Source organism: Ruegeria sp. O6 (genome assembly GCF_056535045.1).
In genome coordinates this window covers 66,875-80,222 of record NZ_JBQERM010000012.1, presented here as the reverse complement: position 1 = coordinate 80,222, position 13,348 = coordinate 66,875, and the positions used below count along the sequence as shown (strand labels likewise).

The following is a 13,348-nucleotide window of genomic DNA, read 5'->3' as shown; positions in this document are numbered from 1 at the left end:
TTATCTGACCTGATCCAGCCTATCGGCAGCGGCCCGACCGGCCCAGCGACCCGTGGCAAGACAGGCCGTCAAAAGATAGCCCCCGGTTGGCGCTTCCCAATCCAGCATCTCACCTGCGCAGAATACACCCGGAATGGTTTTCAGCATCAACCCGTCATCCAACGCGGATCGTTTCACGCCGCCTGCCGTCGAAATGGCCTCATCCATCGGTCGCAGCCCCGCGTGCAGGATTGGCAGTTTCTTGAGAACCTCCACTTCGCCGGGCAGCGGCAACTGACTGCGTTTTGCCATCTCGTGAAACACGGCAATCTTCTGCGGTGACAGGTTCAACGATTTTCTCATCCATTGCGAAAACGTGGTTTTCGACTTTCTGGACGACCATCTCGCCCGCAAGGATTGCAGGTCCAGATCAGGTGCCAGATCGACATAAAGTGGCTGCCCATTGCGCAAAGCAGGGGTGAGGGTGTAAAGCCCGCCTCCCTCCAGCCCGGTTGCCGAGATTGCGGCCTCGCCGCGGCTATCCTGGTCACCGGCCATCCACCGAACCGATTTCAGCGCCGCCCCGAAATGTGGCTGCATATGAGGGCTCCAGTCCACCGACAGGGCTGAATTCGCAGGTTCGAACCGTGCCAGTTCCACGCCCCTGCTGGACAAGATTTGCGCCCACTGACCATCCGACCCAAGGCGGGCCCAGCTTGCCCCGCCCAGTGCCAAAACGGTTACAGAAGCAATCAGGTTTTGCGGCCCGTCCGGGGTCTCAAATACCAGCGCATCAGCTTCCCAACCTTTCCATCGCCAACGGGTTTTGATCTCAACCCCGGCTGCGTCCAGTCGCGCAAGCCATGCGCGCAACAAGGGCGACGCCTTCATGGTCTCGGGAAAAACCCGCCCGGTGGAGCCCGTGAATAATGTCTGGCCCAATCCACGCGCCCAGTGCTGCACGGCTTGCGCATCAAAGGCGGTGATCATCGGGCGCAACCAGTCCGCCGCATTGGCATACGACCGCATCAGTGTCTCAGGCGGTTCGTCCTTTGTCAGGTTCAGCCCCGATTTACCTGCCATCAGAAATTTGCGCGCAACCGAAGGCTTGGCTTCGGCAACCAGCACGGAATGCCCGGCCTCGGCCAGTTGCTCGGCCGCCATCAACCCTGCGGGGCCTGCTCCGATCACGACTGCCTGCGCCATTCGCACCCTCTTGCCTTCGCCGTCCATCGACGCAAGTTTCAAACCATCATGGCGAACAACGATCCGATCTGCCCGCTCTGCGACCGCCCAATCCCCAGCGGGGGTGGCAGCCTGCATCATCTGATCCCAAAACTCAAAGGAGGCAAGGGCGGACCCACCGTTCTTCTGCACCAGATTTGCCACAAAGAGGTCCATGCCACCCTGACCGAGGCCGAACTGGCGCGCAGTTACAACACGGTCGCAGCCTTGCGCGCGCATCCCAGGCTTGAGAAATTCCTGATCTGGGTGCGTAAACGCCCACCCGGATTTCGGTCGAAAGTTCCGGGCAAGCGACGCAACAGGTGATCAGCCAGGCAGGACCGGATCGCCAAAGGCGTCTTTCAAAGGTGCGGCCAACCCCTCGACTACTATTCCCCGGTAATCCGGTACGGGCGCAAACTGCGCACCCGCAAGATGCTGGAACTCCAATGTCGTATACGGTCGCTTCCACAACCATTCGCGATTCTCGACGGCCCACAAATCGGGGTTTGGAGGGGTTTCGTCGGTAAAAGCGTAGAAATGCAGATCAAAGCCATGGGGGGCCACCTCCTGCATCGACAGCAAGGACACACCTTGCGCGCGCCAAAACGCGTCTTCACCTGCGATATCACCGGTCCGAAGGGTTATCTGACCGATCCCGGCCTGCGCAAACGGAGCGTCCCGGTCCGCCGCCTGCGCCGGTTTGTTACCTTCGAAATCATGTTGCAGCAATTCGATGACAAACCCTTCGGGATCAGCCAGATGGCACATGTACCCGATATCCAGAAACTGGCTCGGCGTGCTTACCGCAGTACCCAGCGCGCGCAGATGCGCTGCCGCAAGATCGACATCAGGAACGGTAATTCCGATCTTCCAATATCTTTGGCCCCGGTCATGGGTGTATCCGCCACCACCCGGCAATAGCAGAAGGTCCGCATCTTCCGAGTTGTAGCCGACGCGGTAACCTGACCCCTGCCGGTCAACCCGCATACCCAGAACGTCGCGATAGAATACGGCCAGTCTTTCCGGGTCAGCGACCCGCAACCGAACGGCCGAAATCCTCATGAACACATCCTTGCGATGTCCGCGGCGACAACGGGGTCAGCGTTCACGCAGTCTGTCACAAACTCACGCGCGGTTTGCATCAGGTGATCGGGCTCGACGATCCGGTCAACCAGACCAAAGTCATAAGCCTCTTGCGCGGTGATCTTCTGACCTGCCATCAGGATCAACTTGGTTCTGGCCGGGCCCACCAAAGCCGCCAACCGTTTCGGATCGGACGGTTGCGGCAGAAACCCCAGCTTCATCACCGGATAGAAAAACTTGGCCGTTGGCACCGCAATGCGAAGGTCACAGGCCAAAGCCATGCCATTGGCCCCGCCAGCCAGAGTACCGTTCAATGCCGCAATGGTCAGGCAGGGCAATGCGGCGATGGCACCGGACAGTCTTTCCCAGACGTCAGAGGTGGCCAGACCGGCGCGCGCCTCGTCCAGATCGGCCCCGGCGCTGAACACTTTGCCCGCGCCGGTCAGGATCAGCGCCCGCGCGCTGGTTGCGGCCTCGGCAATCCCGGCCAGTTCATTCAGCATCGCTCCGGTCAGGGCGTTTGCCTTTTCGGGATTGTTGATCGTAACGACCCACAGGCCATCCTCTTTCCTCAGGTCGATCATATCAACCCGACCCTTTTTCGGATGTCTTCCAGACGCAGCGAGATTTCCGTTCCCAAATACTCATCCGCGTCCTTGGAACACATCCACAACAAGGCACGTGCTGGCCAGTCTGCGGGAATATGCGCGTCCCAGTCCAGTTGACTGACCGGATTGATACCGCTTGCCTTGATGGACCGCTGCATATCCGTGGCAACCGTCCCCGGCGACAGCCCCATGGCGCGAATACCGTGTTGGGCTTCTTCCAGATGCAGGCATTCCGTCAACATTTTTGCCCCGGCCTTTGACGCGCAATAATGGCTCCACGCCTCAACCGGGTTGGACGCCGCGCCGGACGAGACGGTCAGAATGCTTCCACCCCCGGCGGCCCGCATCACAGGCAATGCCGCACGCATCCCGTAGAAAACACCTTTGAGGTTGATGTCGATGGCTTTGCTCCAGGCCTCAGGATCGGCGTTGGAAAGATGAAAGATTGGATCGATCACACCGGCATTGCCAATCAGAACATCCAGCCCACCGAACCGATCCACACATGTGGCCACAGCCTGCTCGACCTGCGCGAAATCGCTGACATCGCAGGCCAGCGCAATGGCCTGATCACCCAGTTCAGCGGCCAAGGCATCAATCTGATTTCGGCCGCGGGCCACTAATGCGATATTGGCCCCGGCTGCGGCAAAAACGCGCCCCGCTTCGGCCCCTATGCCACGACTGGCCCCGGTTATCAGAACTGTTTTCCCCTGCATTCGCCTCTCCTCACGCATTGTTATCGATCCCGGCAACAGCCGTAACGCGGAAACGGGGAAATGGTCCAGCCCTTGCCCCCTTGACGATAGGTGCCGCAACCCCGACCATGCGCCGCAAATTGATCAAGAAGGGTTACCTTATGTCCGTTTTCTTCCACCGCAGCTGCGGTGCCGTTCTGGCTTACGCCGTTGCGACCCAGGGCGCGTTCGCCGACCTTACTGCAAATGATGTCTGGTCCGACTGGAAAAGCTATTTCACTTCAATGGGCTACACCGTTACAGGTGACGAAAGCATCGCCGGTGACGTCACCACTATTTCGAACATGACACTTTCTTTGACCTTTCCGGAAGAAGACGGGCAGTTCCAGATGGTCATGCCGGAAATGACGCTGACCGAAAATGGTGACGGAACCGTTACCATCGGATTGCCCGAAAGCTTTCCCTTGGACGTCACGGGAACAGCCGACGATGAAGAGTTTGCAGCCAAAGTGATTTATTCGCACAGCCAGCTGAACATGGTCGTTTCGGGTACACCCGAAGACATGACCTATGACTACACTGCTGACAAACTGGGCATTGCGCTGGATTCGATTGAAGTTGATGGCGAACCGCTGCCGAACGAGGTTTTCAGCATCGCGGTCGAGGCAGGTGATCTGGCCGGTCGGTCGCGGATGCAAATCGGCGAACACCGAAGCATCACCCAGACATTCAACAGCGATACACTGACCTATGACCTGAACTTTCAGGATCCGGAAAACGGTGAAAGCGGGCTGATCAATGGCCAACTGGGCCAACTGGCCTTTGAAGGCGAAAACGTGATCCCGCTGGATTTTGACATGTCTGATCCGCAGGCGTTTTACCAAGCGGGTTTCGCCTTTGATGGCACGTTTACCTATGCATCCGGCAGCACCGATCTGAGCGGGACCAGCGAAGGCCAGGCGTTCTCGATGAACAGCACCTCGGAAGGTGGACGCTTTGCCGCCAGCATCGACGCCGAGCGTATCGCCTATGACATCGCGCAGAACAGCACCAAACTGGCGGTTACAACAGCAGACCTGCCATTCCCGATCGAGTTGTCCATGGCCAGCGCAGGGTTGAATTTCGAATTCCCGATCCAGCAATCGGACGAAATACAGCCCTTTGCATTTGGCCTCAACATGACCGAATTCACCATGTCTGATGTCCTGTGGGGCATTTTTGACCCGGCAGGCGCGCTGCCCCGCGATCCGGCGACAATTGCGCTGGACACGACCGGCACGGCAAAAGTTCTGATGAACATCTTCGATCCAGAAATCGACGTCGAGTCGGACGAAGCTCCGGGTGAGCTGCATTCGCTGAAAATCAGCCAGCTTCTGGTTTCGTTGGTTGGTGCCAAACTGACAGGTGATGGCGATTTCGCCTTCGACAATTCGAACACAGAAGAGTTTGGGGGAATGCCCAGCCCAAGCGGCGTGGCGAACCTGAAACTTGTTGGCGCCAATCAGCTGATCGATACGCTGATCGGCATGGGCCTCATTTCGGATGACGATGCGCTGGGCGCGCGGATGATGATGGGTCTGATGGCGGTCCCCGGCGATGAGCCTGACACCCTGAACTCGACCATCGAATTCACCGAAGACGGCCAGATTTTGGCGAATGGCCAGCGTATCAAGTGATACCTATCTGAAAGGGCCGCGAAGTGCGGCCCTTTCCATTCCTGGGAACCTTGTGCAAAACTTGGTAGCGGCATGGATTAATCACGATCCACACAGCCCAATCCGGTCATAGGTCTTGCGGGGCGGGCAGTGCGAGGCTAGGTCCTTGGCAATCAACCCGGAGACCTCATGACCCGCACGCCAGAAGAAATCAGCCAACAATTGCTCGATGTCGCTCGCCGGGCAGGCGCAGAGGCAGCAGATGCCATCGTTCTCGAAGGGTCCTCGGTCTCGGTCGATGTGCGGGGCGGCGCACTGGAACATGCGGAACGCTCTGAAGGCGCCGATCTGGGTTTGCGCGTGTTTCTGGGTAAACACTCAGCCATTGTGTCCAGCTCTGACAGCCGCCCGGAAACCCTTGCGGCGATGGCCGAACGCGCCGTGGCCATGGCAAAAGAGGCGCCCGAGGACCCCTATTCCGGGCTGGCGGACAAAAGCCAACTGGCCAGTGACTGGGATATTCAGTCACTGGAATTGCTGGACACTGCCCCGGCCCCGTCCGCGGAAAGCCTGATGCAGGATGCGCTGGCCGCCGAGGCCGCAGCACTGGCGGTAAAAGGCGTCACGCAGGTGTCGGATGCTGCTGCAAGCTACGGAACGCACCGGGTGCATCTGGCGGCTACAAACGGGTTTTCCGGTGGGTATGAGCGCAGCAGCCGATCCATCTCATGCGTTGCGATCTCGGGTGAAGGCACCGGGATGGAGCGCGACTATGACGGTGACAGCCGGACGTTTCAATCCGACCTGCGCGACGCGGCTGAGATTGGGCGCACCGCTGGGGAACGCGCTGTGCAACAGGTTGGAGCGCGCAAACCGGCGACCGGCAGTTTCCCGGTGTTGTTTGATGAACGTATCTCGTCTTCGCTGATCGGGCATCTGCTGGCCGCCAGCAATGGGGCCGCTATTGCGCGGGGCGCGTCTTGGCTCAAGGATTGTCTTGGGCAGGATGTTCTGCCCGCGCATCTGTCGCTGATCGAAGATCCGCACCGCCCGCGCATCTCAGGCTCGCGCCCATTTGATGCTGAAGGCTTGCCGACGCAGCGCCGGGTGATTGTGGAAAACGGTGTCCTGACGGGGTGGACGCTGGATCTGTCGAGTGGCCGCAAGCTGGGCATGGGCTCCACGGGCAACGCTGCGCGCGGTGTGTCCGGCCCACCCTCGCCCAGCAACTGGAACCTGAGCCTGACGCAAGGGGCCCGCAGTCGCGAAGATCTGCTGCGCGATATGGACACCGGTTTGCTGGTCACTTCCATGATCGGATCGACGATCAACCCCAATACAGGCGACTATTCCCGTGGTGCATCAGGGTTTTGGGTCGAAAACGGTGTGATCACGCATCCTGTCAACGAATGCACCATCGCAGGTAATCTGCGTGATATGTTGCGGCGGATCATTCCCGCCAATGACGCGCGCCCATATTTGTCGCGCGTGGTCCCGTCGCTGTTGATTGAAGGAATGACACTTGCCGGCAACTGATCTGCCCCTTCTGATTGAGGCCGCGATTGAGGCCGGCAAGATCGCTACACGCTATTCCGGAACGCAAGCACAGCGTTGGGACAAACCTGGTGGCGCCGGTCCGGTGACCGAGGCCGATCTGGCCGTCAACGCGATGCTGGAAGAAAAGCTGTGCGCTGCGCGGCCGGGCTATGGCTGGCTCAGCGAGGAATCCGAGGATTCGCCCGAGCGCTTGGACCGCAGCAACGCCTTTATCGTTGATCCGATTGACGGCACCCGCAGCTTTACCGAAGGCGCGCGCACCTGGGCGCATTCGCTGGCCGTTGCAGTCGATGGCATTGTGACTGCCGCTGTAATCTACCTGCCGATGCGCGACTTGCTTTATGCTGCGGCACAGGGTCAGGGCGCCACTCTCAACGGGCAAAGGATTACGACGTCGAAAACGCCTGAGCTATTGCAATCTCAGGTTCTGGCCGCCAAACCAAATCTGGACACACAGCACTGGCGCAATCAGAATGTTCCAGCCTTCCACCGCGCATATCGACCCTCGCTTGCCTATCGCATGGCGCTGGTCGCACAGGGGCGGTTCGATGCTATGCTGACCCTTCGCCCCAGCTGGGAATGGGATATTGCCGCTGGCGATCTGATCATCCGAGAGGCAGGCGGCGTCTGTTCAGACCGTTTGGGTCAACCGCTGATCTTCAACAATGCCCACCCCAGGCTGAATGGCGTAATCGCCGCCAGCACCGCGATCCACGGGCAACTGTGGGCTCAGCTGGACCCGATCGGGCCCGGAATCGGCGCATGAGCAAACCGCGCTCATTAAGCCTTGCCGCTTATCGGGTGCTGTCCTGGAGAATGCGGAACGGCGTTGGTGTAAAAACCGACCTGCCACGCCCCGAAGGCGAGGTCGTGTGGATGCACGTCGCCACGCCAGACCGCCTGCGGGCGGTGAGTGATTTTTGCCGCCGGTTGCTTCAGTCCCGATCCGAGCTGCACTTTCTATTGACCGCCCCGCCGGACGCGGATCTGTCAGCCTGGCCGGAATGCAGTTTTCCCCTGATCAACCTGCCTCAGGAGCAAAGCGGGGCCGCGCGTGACTTTATCGAATACTGGCGCCCAGGTATCGGGATTTGGGTCGGTGGTGATCTGATGCCCAACATCATAACCCGAGCCGATGAACAGGCCGTACCCTTGGTGTTGTTCGACGCCCAATTTACCGTTGCACTGTCCCGGAACGCGCGCTGGCTGCCAGACATAACCAGAGTGACCTTTAGCTGCTTTCGCAAGATACTGACTGCAAATTCTGAAACCGCCCGACACATCCGGAGACTTGGCATCCCGTTTTCAACAGTCGAAGAATCGCCACCTTTGCGCATCAGCCCAAATCCAAGACCTTGGCCAGAAGACGAGCTGATCGAAACCAACCACACGCTGGCAGGGCGACCCGTTTGGCTGGCTGCCTGGGTGCAGGACAAAGAGTTCATTTCGGTTCTGACAGCACATCGTCAGGCATTGCGCCTGTTGCACCGGCTGGTTCTGGTACTTCACGTCGCCGACGTTCACGAGGCTGCCCCCCTAAAACGGCGGCTGGAGACGATGGATTTACGCTGTGTCAACTGGGACGATGGTGACTTGATCGAAGACAGCACGCAGGTCGTTCTGACTGCAGACCCCGAAAATCTGGGGTTGTGGCACCGCGTGTCGGCAGTGACGTTCATGGCCAGTTCAATGGAACGCGGCGCAGGTGGTCAGGACCCGTCCGACGCAATCGCGCTGGGGTCCGCCATAATTTCTGGACCATTCGTGCATCGCCATCACGAGCTTTACGCCCACCTTCAACAGGCAGGGGCAGCCAATGAGGTCAAGTCAGCAACCGAGTTGGGCGATGCAGTCGTACAGCTTCTGGCACCAGACCGCGCCGCTGACATGGCTTTGGCTGGATGGCAGATAATCACCGAAGGTGCGCCGCAGGCAGACACCCTTATCGAAATGGTGCAGGATATTCTGGACCAGCGGAGCGCAGATCATGCGGGCACCTGATTTCTGGAACACTCCTCCGGACCAGCCGGGTCTGAGGGCGCGGCTGCTGGCCCCGCTGGGCCGCCTTTATGCCGCGGCGACGGCCCGCAGGATTGCCTCGAAATCAGGGGAAAATCCCGGTGTGCCCGTGATCTGCATCGGCAATCTCAATGCAGGTGGAACCGGGAAAACGCCCACCGTGATCTGGACCCTCGAACAATTGGGTAATGCCTGGCACAAACCGCATGTCGTGACGCGAGGACATGGCGGGTCACTGGAAGGCCCGGTGCAGGTCGATCCGGGCAGGCACACCGCCGCCGAGGTGGGGGACGAGCCGCTGTTGCTGGCGATGTTTGCCGAGGTCTGGGTCGCCAAGGATCGGGCGGCGGGCGCGCGTGCAGCGGCCGCAGCGGGGGCTACGGTGATCGTTCTGGATGACGGCTTTCAGAACCCTTCGGTCGCCAAGGATTTCTCGATTATCGTTGTGGACGCCCAGCGCGGATTTGGAAACGGATTATGCCTGCCAGCCGGTCCACTGCGAGAGCCCGTCGATACCGGCCTGCAACGGGCCGATCTTGTACTGTCCTTGGGGGAAGAGGCGGCGCAAAAGGTGTTTGCCGACAACTGGAAACGCCGGTTGACCGTTCCCCACGTCACCGGGGCGGTCGAACCCCTGCAAACCGGTATGGATTGGTCGGAAACGCGTGCGTTGGCGTTTGCAGGCATCGGCTATCCCGAAAAGTTCTTCCAAACCCTGCGGCGGCTGGGTGTGGATCTGGTACGGGCCGAGGCGTTGGACGATCACCAACCGTTGACACAGGCCCTGATGACCCGACTGGAAAACGAGGCGCGTTTGCTGGGCGCTCAGATGGTCACCACCGAAAAAGATGCCGTTCGCCTGCCGCCCGCGTTCCGAAGCAAAGTGATCACTTTGCCGGTTCGGCTTCAGGTTTCAGACGCCGACAGGGTCAGGGACATGCTTTTGAAAGCCGCCCCTTCACCAAAGTAAACCAGGCTGGCCCCCGGCGGGGTCAGCTGGGGTCGGGTCAGCTGCCTAGCTCTGCTTCGATCAGCTTTTTGAAATCCGCGTAGGACTGATTGTCGACTTTCTTGCCGTTCACGATGAAGGACGGGGTTGCCTGAATTCCATCGCGTTCGGCGTTTTCCTGATACCACGCGGCCAATGTCCGCGCTTTGGTGCCATCCTGCAAACAGGCCTCAAGCTGGTCGCCATCGATACCTGCCAGACGACCGATCTTGCGCAGTTCATCGACGATCTCGGCCGGGCCTCCTGCGCGCGTCCATTCTGCCTGACCTTCGTAAATCAGATCAGTGATGCCAAAGAATTTCTCGGGACCGGCGCAGCGGGCCACCATTGACGCCCACAGACCATAGCGATCAAAATAGACCTCACGATAGGTGAACTTGACCTTACCAGTATCAATGAAATCCTTCTTGAGCTGTTTATACGCGCTCTTGTGGAAATTCGCGCAATGCGGGCAGGTGTAGGATGCGTATTCGATGATTTCGACAGGCGCGCCCTCGGCGCCCTGAACCATGTCAATGATGGTGGATGTATCCAGGTCCGCCTCTTGCGCCTCGGCGGCGCTGACCAGCGGAAAACTTGTGTTGGAATTTGACAGCGACACCCAATAGCCGCCTGCGGCCACGGCGACGGCCGCACAGATTACGGTTGCAATACGGCTCATTCTCAGCCCTTTCTCAGCGTTTCTGTTTGGATAAAACGTTGCGCCCAAGACGTTCAAGGGCCGCGCGCAAATCTTCATCATTTACACTGCGTGACACTTTGTCTGCCTCGGCTGCAATTTCAGGTGCAATCTCGGGTTTTGCTTGCTTCGGTTTATGGTCGAAACTGGCCTGCCCCTCGGCAAATCCGGTCGGAGCGGTCTGAGTAATGCGGACACGGCTAATGGCATTGTAACCGTAAACCGCGTTCACTTTACCACGCAGCTGTTCCTTCTGCATTTCCAGCATCGGGGCCTGCGGGCCTGTGGTCAGAACGGTCAGGGTCGCGCCAAAACCGCCTTTGCCATAGCCGACACTGACTGGGCGCGCGATAGCGGCGGTATCCTGACCCACGATCTCGGCCCAATGGGTCAACAGACGTGACACAGCAAAGCCCCGGCTTTCCCCGGCGCGCCTGATCTGGTCATTCAGCAAAGACGCGGTGCGCTTGAACCCGCGGGTTGACGAACGTCTGCGTTGCATCTGGTTTCCAACTCCTGCGCCGCTATTGTAATAGGCAGAACACCGGGTGCCAGCGAAACCTGACAGGGAGACGAATAAAACTTGCGTGATTCCTTTGAATTCACCGTCAGCGCTGCGCTTCTGGAGTGGTATGACCACAACGCTCGCGCCATGCCATGGCGCACAGGACCGGCAGAGCGCGCCGCCGGGGTGCGCCCTGACCCTTACAGGGTCTGGTTATCCGAAGTGATGTTGCAACAGACGACTGTAGCAGCGGTGCGGGATTACTTTTTGCGCTTCGTGACACGTTGGCCTACGGTTCAGGCGCTGGCCGCCGCACCGGATGAGCAGGTCATGGGGGAATGGGCCGGCCTTGGGTATTACGCACGTGCGCGCAACCTCTTGAAGTGCGCCCGCGTTGTGACGCGGGATCACAATGGTCAGTTCCCCGAAACTTATGATGCGCTGCTGAAATTACCCGGAATCGGCCCTTATACAGCTGCGGCAATCTCGGCCATCGCCTTTGATCAGCCTGAAACGGTTCTGGATGGCAATGTCGAACGCGTCATGGCCCGATTTTACGACATTGATGCGCCGCTGCCCGGCTCGAAACCCCTGCTGAAGGAAAAAGCTTCAGCGCTGACACCCTCTTCTCGGCCCGGTGACTACGCACAGGCAGTCATGGATCTGGGGGCCACGATCTGCACACCGAAATCCCCGGCATGTGGCATTTGCCCGCTGCGCGATCCATGCCAAGCGCGGCTTGCGGGAACACAGGCTGATCTTCCCCGAAAAACACCGAAAAAGCCCAAACCCACCCGTCACGGTCACGTTTACATCGCGCGCATGCCAGATGGGGCCTTGCTGCTGGAGCGCCGACCGGACAAAGGTTTGCTGGGCGGAATGCTGGGCTGGCCCGGATCGGAGTGGGCTGACGATCCGGGCGAGCACCCCCCGCTTGCGGCAGATTGGAAGATGGTGCCGGGCGAGGTGCGCCACACTTTTACGCATTTTCATCTGATTTTAAGAATCTGGACCGCAGAAACCACCGGTCAGTATGTTCCCGATCATCTGATCGCAGTGGGAAAGCACAGCTTCAAACCCAGCGACCTGCCCACGGTGATGCGCAAAGCCTATGATCTGTGGAAAGGACAATAAGACCGCTGTGCATTCCCTGGCCTCGCGGCTAGGCTGTCCCCATCTAGTAGGAGCACCAGAGATGAGCGCAACAGTCTCGTTGGCACGCTGGCAATCGGCATCACCCTTCTGGGTGTCCCTGCTGTTGATCCCACTGATCTGGTTCACTGCTTTCGCGGGCGGATGGTGGGTTCTGCTGATCCCGATCTCGACCTGGTGGGTCTTTGCCGTGCTGGACCGGATCACCGGGCTCAACGTGGAAAATGCGGACCCCGAGACGCCGGACGATGCTCTACAACGGTACATCCTGCTGACCAAGCTTTGGGCACCCCTTCAGTTCCTTACCCTGTTTGGCCTGATCTGGTACGCGAGCCACGGCAGTCAGCTTTCGACGCCTGAGAAAATCGGCCTGTTCTTTGGTATGGGTGTTATCTCGGGTACGGTCGGTATCAACTACAGCCACGAGCTGATGCATCAGAAAAGCCGTTGGGAACGCTGGCTTGGCGATATCCTTCTTGCCATGGTGCTGTATTCTCATTTCCGGTCCGAGCATCTGCTGGTCCATCACCGTCATGTGGGAACGCCACGCGATCCGGTGACGGCGCGATACAACGAAGGGTTTCACCGCTTTTACCCTAGGGTGTTGCGGCAAAGTCTGGTCTCGGCCTTCAACGCCGAACGCGGAAAACTGGCCCGCAAGGACCGCCCCTGGACCGACCGCTCCAACCCGTTCTGGCGGTACTGGGCGTTGCAAGGGGGGATGCTGGCACTGGCGGCGCTGATCGGAGGATGGTCCGGTCTGGCCCTGTTTCTGTTGCAGGCCGGGGTCGCGATCTGGCAGCTGGAACTGGTCAACTACGTGGAACATTACGGCCTGACCCGGAAACATCTGGGGGACGGGCGGTATGAGCACGTCCTACCCAGACATTCCTGGAATGCCTCGCAGAAAGCTTCAAACTGGTTGTTGATCAATCTGCAACGCCATTCGGATCACCACTACAAACCAAACCGCCGGTTCCCGCTGCTTCAACACCACACGCCCGAAACGGCACCGCAACTGCCCTATGGCTATCCCGTCATGACTGTGGCTGCGATGATCCCACCGCTGTGGCGGCGGGTCATGAACCCACGGGTCCGGGAATGGCGGCGCCAGTACTACCCCGAGATCACCGATTGGCACGCCTATAACAAGGCCCTGAACCCGGTACCTGATGCGTAA

Annotated in this window: 14 protein-coding genes; 8 read left to right on the top strand and 6 right to left on the bottom strand. The window is 59.4% G+C overall.

Going from position 1 to position 13,348, the window contains the following annotated elements:
- Positions 1-1,185 (bottom strand): TIGR03862 family flavoprotein, encoded by a 1,185-nt coding sequence (locus tag ACR0DY_RS15235; protein WP_480539623.1) that lies wholly within the window; start codon positions 1,183-1,185, stop codon positions 1-3.
- Between the two features lie 48 nt (positions 1,186-1,233).
- Here ACR0DY_RS15235 and ACR0DY_RS15230 point away from each other — a divergent pair, with 48 nt between their 5' ends.
- On the top strand, positions 1,234-1,530 hold the full coding sequence (locus tag ACR0DY_RS15230) for an HNH endonuclease (protein ID WP_209599595.1): 297 nt from the start codon (positions 1,234-1,236) through the stop codon (positions 1,528-1,530).
- On the opposite strand, the gene ACR0DY_RS15225 is transcribed toward ACR0DY_RS15230, so the two are convergent.
- The 3 genes from ACR0DY_RS15225 to ACR0DY_RS15215 are packed head-to-tail and all read right to left on the bottom strand — an operon-like array spanning position 1,531 to position 3,613.
- The gene (locus tag ACR0DY_RS15225) at positions 1,531-2,268 is read right to left on the bottom strand and encodes a VOC family protein (RefSeq protein WP_480493885.1); all 738 of its coding nucleotides are present in this window, start codon (positions 2,266-2,268) and stop codon (positions 1,531-1,533) included.
- Entirely contained in the window at positions 2,265-2,873 is a 609-nt protein-coding gene (locus tag ACR0DY_RS15220; RefSeq protein WP_480493886.1) for an enoyl-CoA hydratase/isomerase family protein, read from the bottom strand. Before ACR0DY_RS15220 ends, ACR0DY_RS15225 begins: the two co-directional genes overlap by 4 nt.
- On the bottom strand, positions 2,870-3,613 hold the full coding sequence (locus ACR0DY_RS15215; protein ID WP_480484119.1) for an SDR family oxidoreductase: 744 nt from the start codon (positions 3,611-3,613) through the stop codon (positions 2,870-2,872). Before ACR0DY_RS15215 ends, ACR0DY_RS15220 begins: the two co-directional genes overlap by 4 nt.
- Before the next feature lie 140 nt (positions 3,614-3,753).
- On the opposite strand from ACR0DY_RS15215, the gene ACR0DY_RS15210 reads away from it, so the two are divergent.
- The 5 genes from ACR0DY_RS15210 (at position 3,754) to lpxK (ending at position 9,793) form a co-directional block, all read left to right on the top strand.
- On the top strand, positions 3,754-5,268 hold the full coding sequence (locus ACR0DY_RS15210; protein ID WP_480826874.1) for a DUF2125 domain-containing protein: 1,515 nt from the start codon (positions 3,754-3,756) through the stop codon (positions 5,266-5,268).
- A gap of 168 nt (positions 5,269-5,436) precedes the next feature.
- A complete protein-coding gene (locus ACR0DY_RS15205) occupies positions 5,437-6,783 on the top strand; it encodes a TldD/PmbA family protein (RefSeq protein WP_480484121.1) in 1,347 nt (448 codons plus the stop codon).
- Entirely contained in the window at positions 6,770-7,570 is an 801-nt protein-coding gene (locus ACR0DY_RS15200; RefSeq protein ID WP_480484122.1) for an inositol monophosphatase family protein, read from the top strand. Before ACR0DY_RS15205 ends, ACR0DY_RS15200 begins: the two co-directional genes overlap by 14 nt.
- Positions 7,567-8,805, top strand: a complete 1,239-nt coding sequence (locus tag ACR0DY_RS15195; protein WP_480484123.1) for a 3-deoxy-D-manno-octulosonic acid transferase — start codon at positions 7,567-7,569, stop codon at positions 8,803-8,805. Before ACR0DY_RS15200 ends, ACR0DY_RS15195 begins: the two co-directional genes overlap by 4 nt.
- On the top strand, positions 8,792-9,793 hold the full coding sequence (gene lpxK / locus ACR0DY_RS15190) for a tetraacyldisaccharide 4'-kinase (protein WP_480484124.1): 1,002 nt from the start codon (positions 8,792-8,794) through the stop codon (positions 9,791-9,793). Before ACR0DY_RS15195 ends, lpxK begins: the two co-directional genes overlap by 14 nt.
- 37 nt (positions 9,794-9,830) lie before the next feature.
- Here the strand turns inward: lpxK and ACR0DY_RS15185 are convergent, their stop codons facing one another.
- Together ACR0DY_RS15185 and ACR0DY_RS15180 are read right to left on the bottom strand one after the other, a co-directional pair.
- A complete protein-coding gene (locus ACR0DY_RS15185) occupies positions 9,831-10,493 on the bottom strand; it encodes a DsbA family protein (protein ID WP_267365070.1) in 663 nt (220 codons plus the stop codon).
- A gap of 13 nt (positions 10,494-10,506) precedes the next feature.
- Positions 10,507-11,013: a DUF721 domain-containing protein gene (locus ACR0DY_RS15180; RefSeq protein ID WP_480484125.1), complete on the bottom strand. Its 507-nt coding sequence runs from the start codon at positions 11,011-11,013 to the stop codon at positions 10,507-10,509.
- 81 nt (positions 11,014-11,094) lie between these two features.
- Here ACR0DY_RS15180 and mutY point away from each other — a divergent pair, with 81 nt between their 5' ends.
- Positions 11,095-12,150, top strand: coding sequence for an A/G-specific adenine glycosylase (mutY, locus tag ACR0DY_RS15175; RefSeq protein WP_480484126.1), 1,056 nt, complete (start codon positions 11,095-11,097; stop codon positions 12,148-12,150).
- A gap of 61 nt (positions 12,151-12,211) precedes the next feature.
- On the top strand, positions 12,212-13,348 hold the full coding sequence (locus ACR0DY_RS15170; protein ID WP_480484127.1) for an alkane 1-monooxygenase: 1,137 nt from the start codon (positions 12,212-12,214) through the stop codon (positions 13,346-13,348).

Excerpts from the sequence above, each read along its gene's own strand:
- ACR0DY_RS15235 (WP_480539623.1), bottom strand. The coding sequence starts at position 1,185 with ATGGCGCAGGCAGTCGTGATCGGAGCAGGCCCCGCAGGGTTGATGGCG.
- ACR0DY_RS15230 (WP_209599595.1), top strand. The coding sequence starts at position 1,234 with ATGGCGAACAACGATCCGATCTGCCCGCTCTGCGACCGCCCAATCCCC.
- ACR0DY_RS15225 (WP_480493885.1), bottom strand. The coding sequence starts at position 2,268 with ATGAGGATTTCGGCCGTTCGGTTGCGGGTCGCTGACCCGGAAAGACTG.
- ACR0DY_RS15220 (WP_480493886.1), bottom strand. The coding sequence starts at position 2,873 with ATGATCGACCTGAGGAAAGAGGATGGCCTGTGGGTCGTTACGATCAAC.
- ACR0DY_RS15215 (WP_480484119.1), bottom strand. The coding sequence starts at position 3,613 with ATGCAGGGGAAAACAGTTCTGATAACCGGGGCCAGTCGTGGCATAGGG.
- ACR0DY_RS15210 (WP_480826874.1), top strand. The coding sequence starts at position 3,754 with ATGTCCGTTTTCTTCCACCGCAGCTGCGGTGCCGTTCTGGCTTACGCC.
- ACR0DY_RS15205 (WP_480484121.1), top strand. The coding sequence starts at position 5,437 with ATGACCCGCACGCCAGAAGAAATCAGCCAACAATTGCTCGATGTCGCT.
- ACR0DY_RS15195 (WP_480484123.1), top strand. The coding sequence starts at position 7,567 with ATGAGCAAACCGCGCTCATTAAGCCTTGCCGCTTATCGGGTGCTGTCC.
- lpxK (WP_480484124.1), top strand. The coding sequence starts at position 8,792 with ATGCGGGCACCTGATTTCTGGAACACTCCTCCGGACCAGCCGGGTCTG.
- ACR0DY_RS15185 (WP_267365070.1), bottom strand. The coding sequence starts at position 10,493 with ATGAGCCGTATTGCAACCGTAATCTGTGCGGCCGTCGCCGTGGCCGCA.
- ACR0DY_RS15180 (WP_480484125.1), bottom strand. The coding sequence starts at position 11,013 with ATGCAACGCAGACGTTCGTCAACCCGCGGGTTCAAGCGCACCGCGTCT.
- ACR0DY_RS15170 (WP_480484127.1), top strand. The coding sequence starts at position 12,212 with ATGAGCGCAACAGTCTCGTTGGCACGCTGGCAATCGGCATCACCCTTC.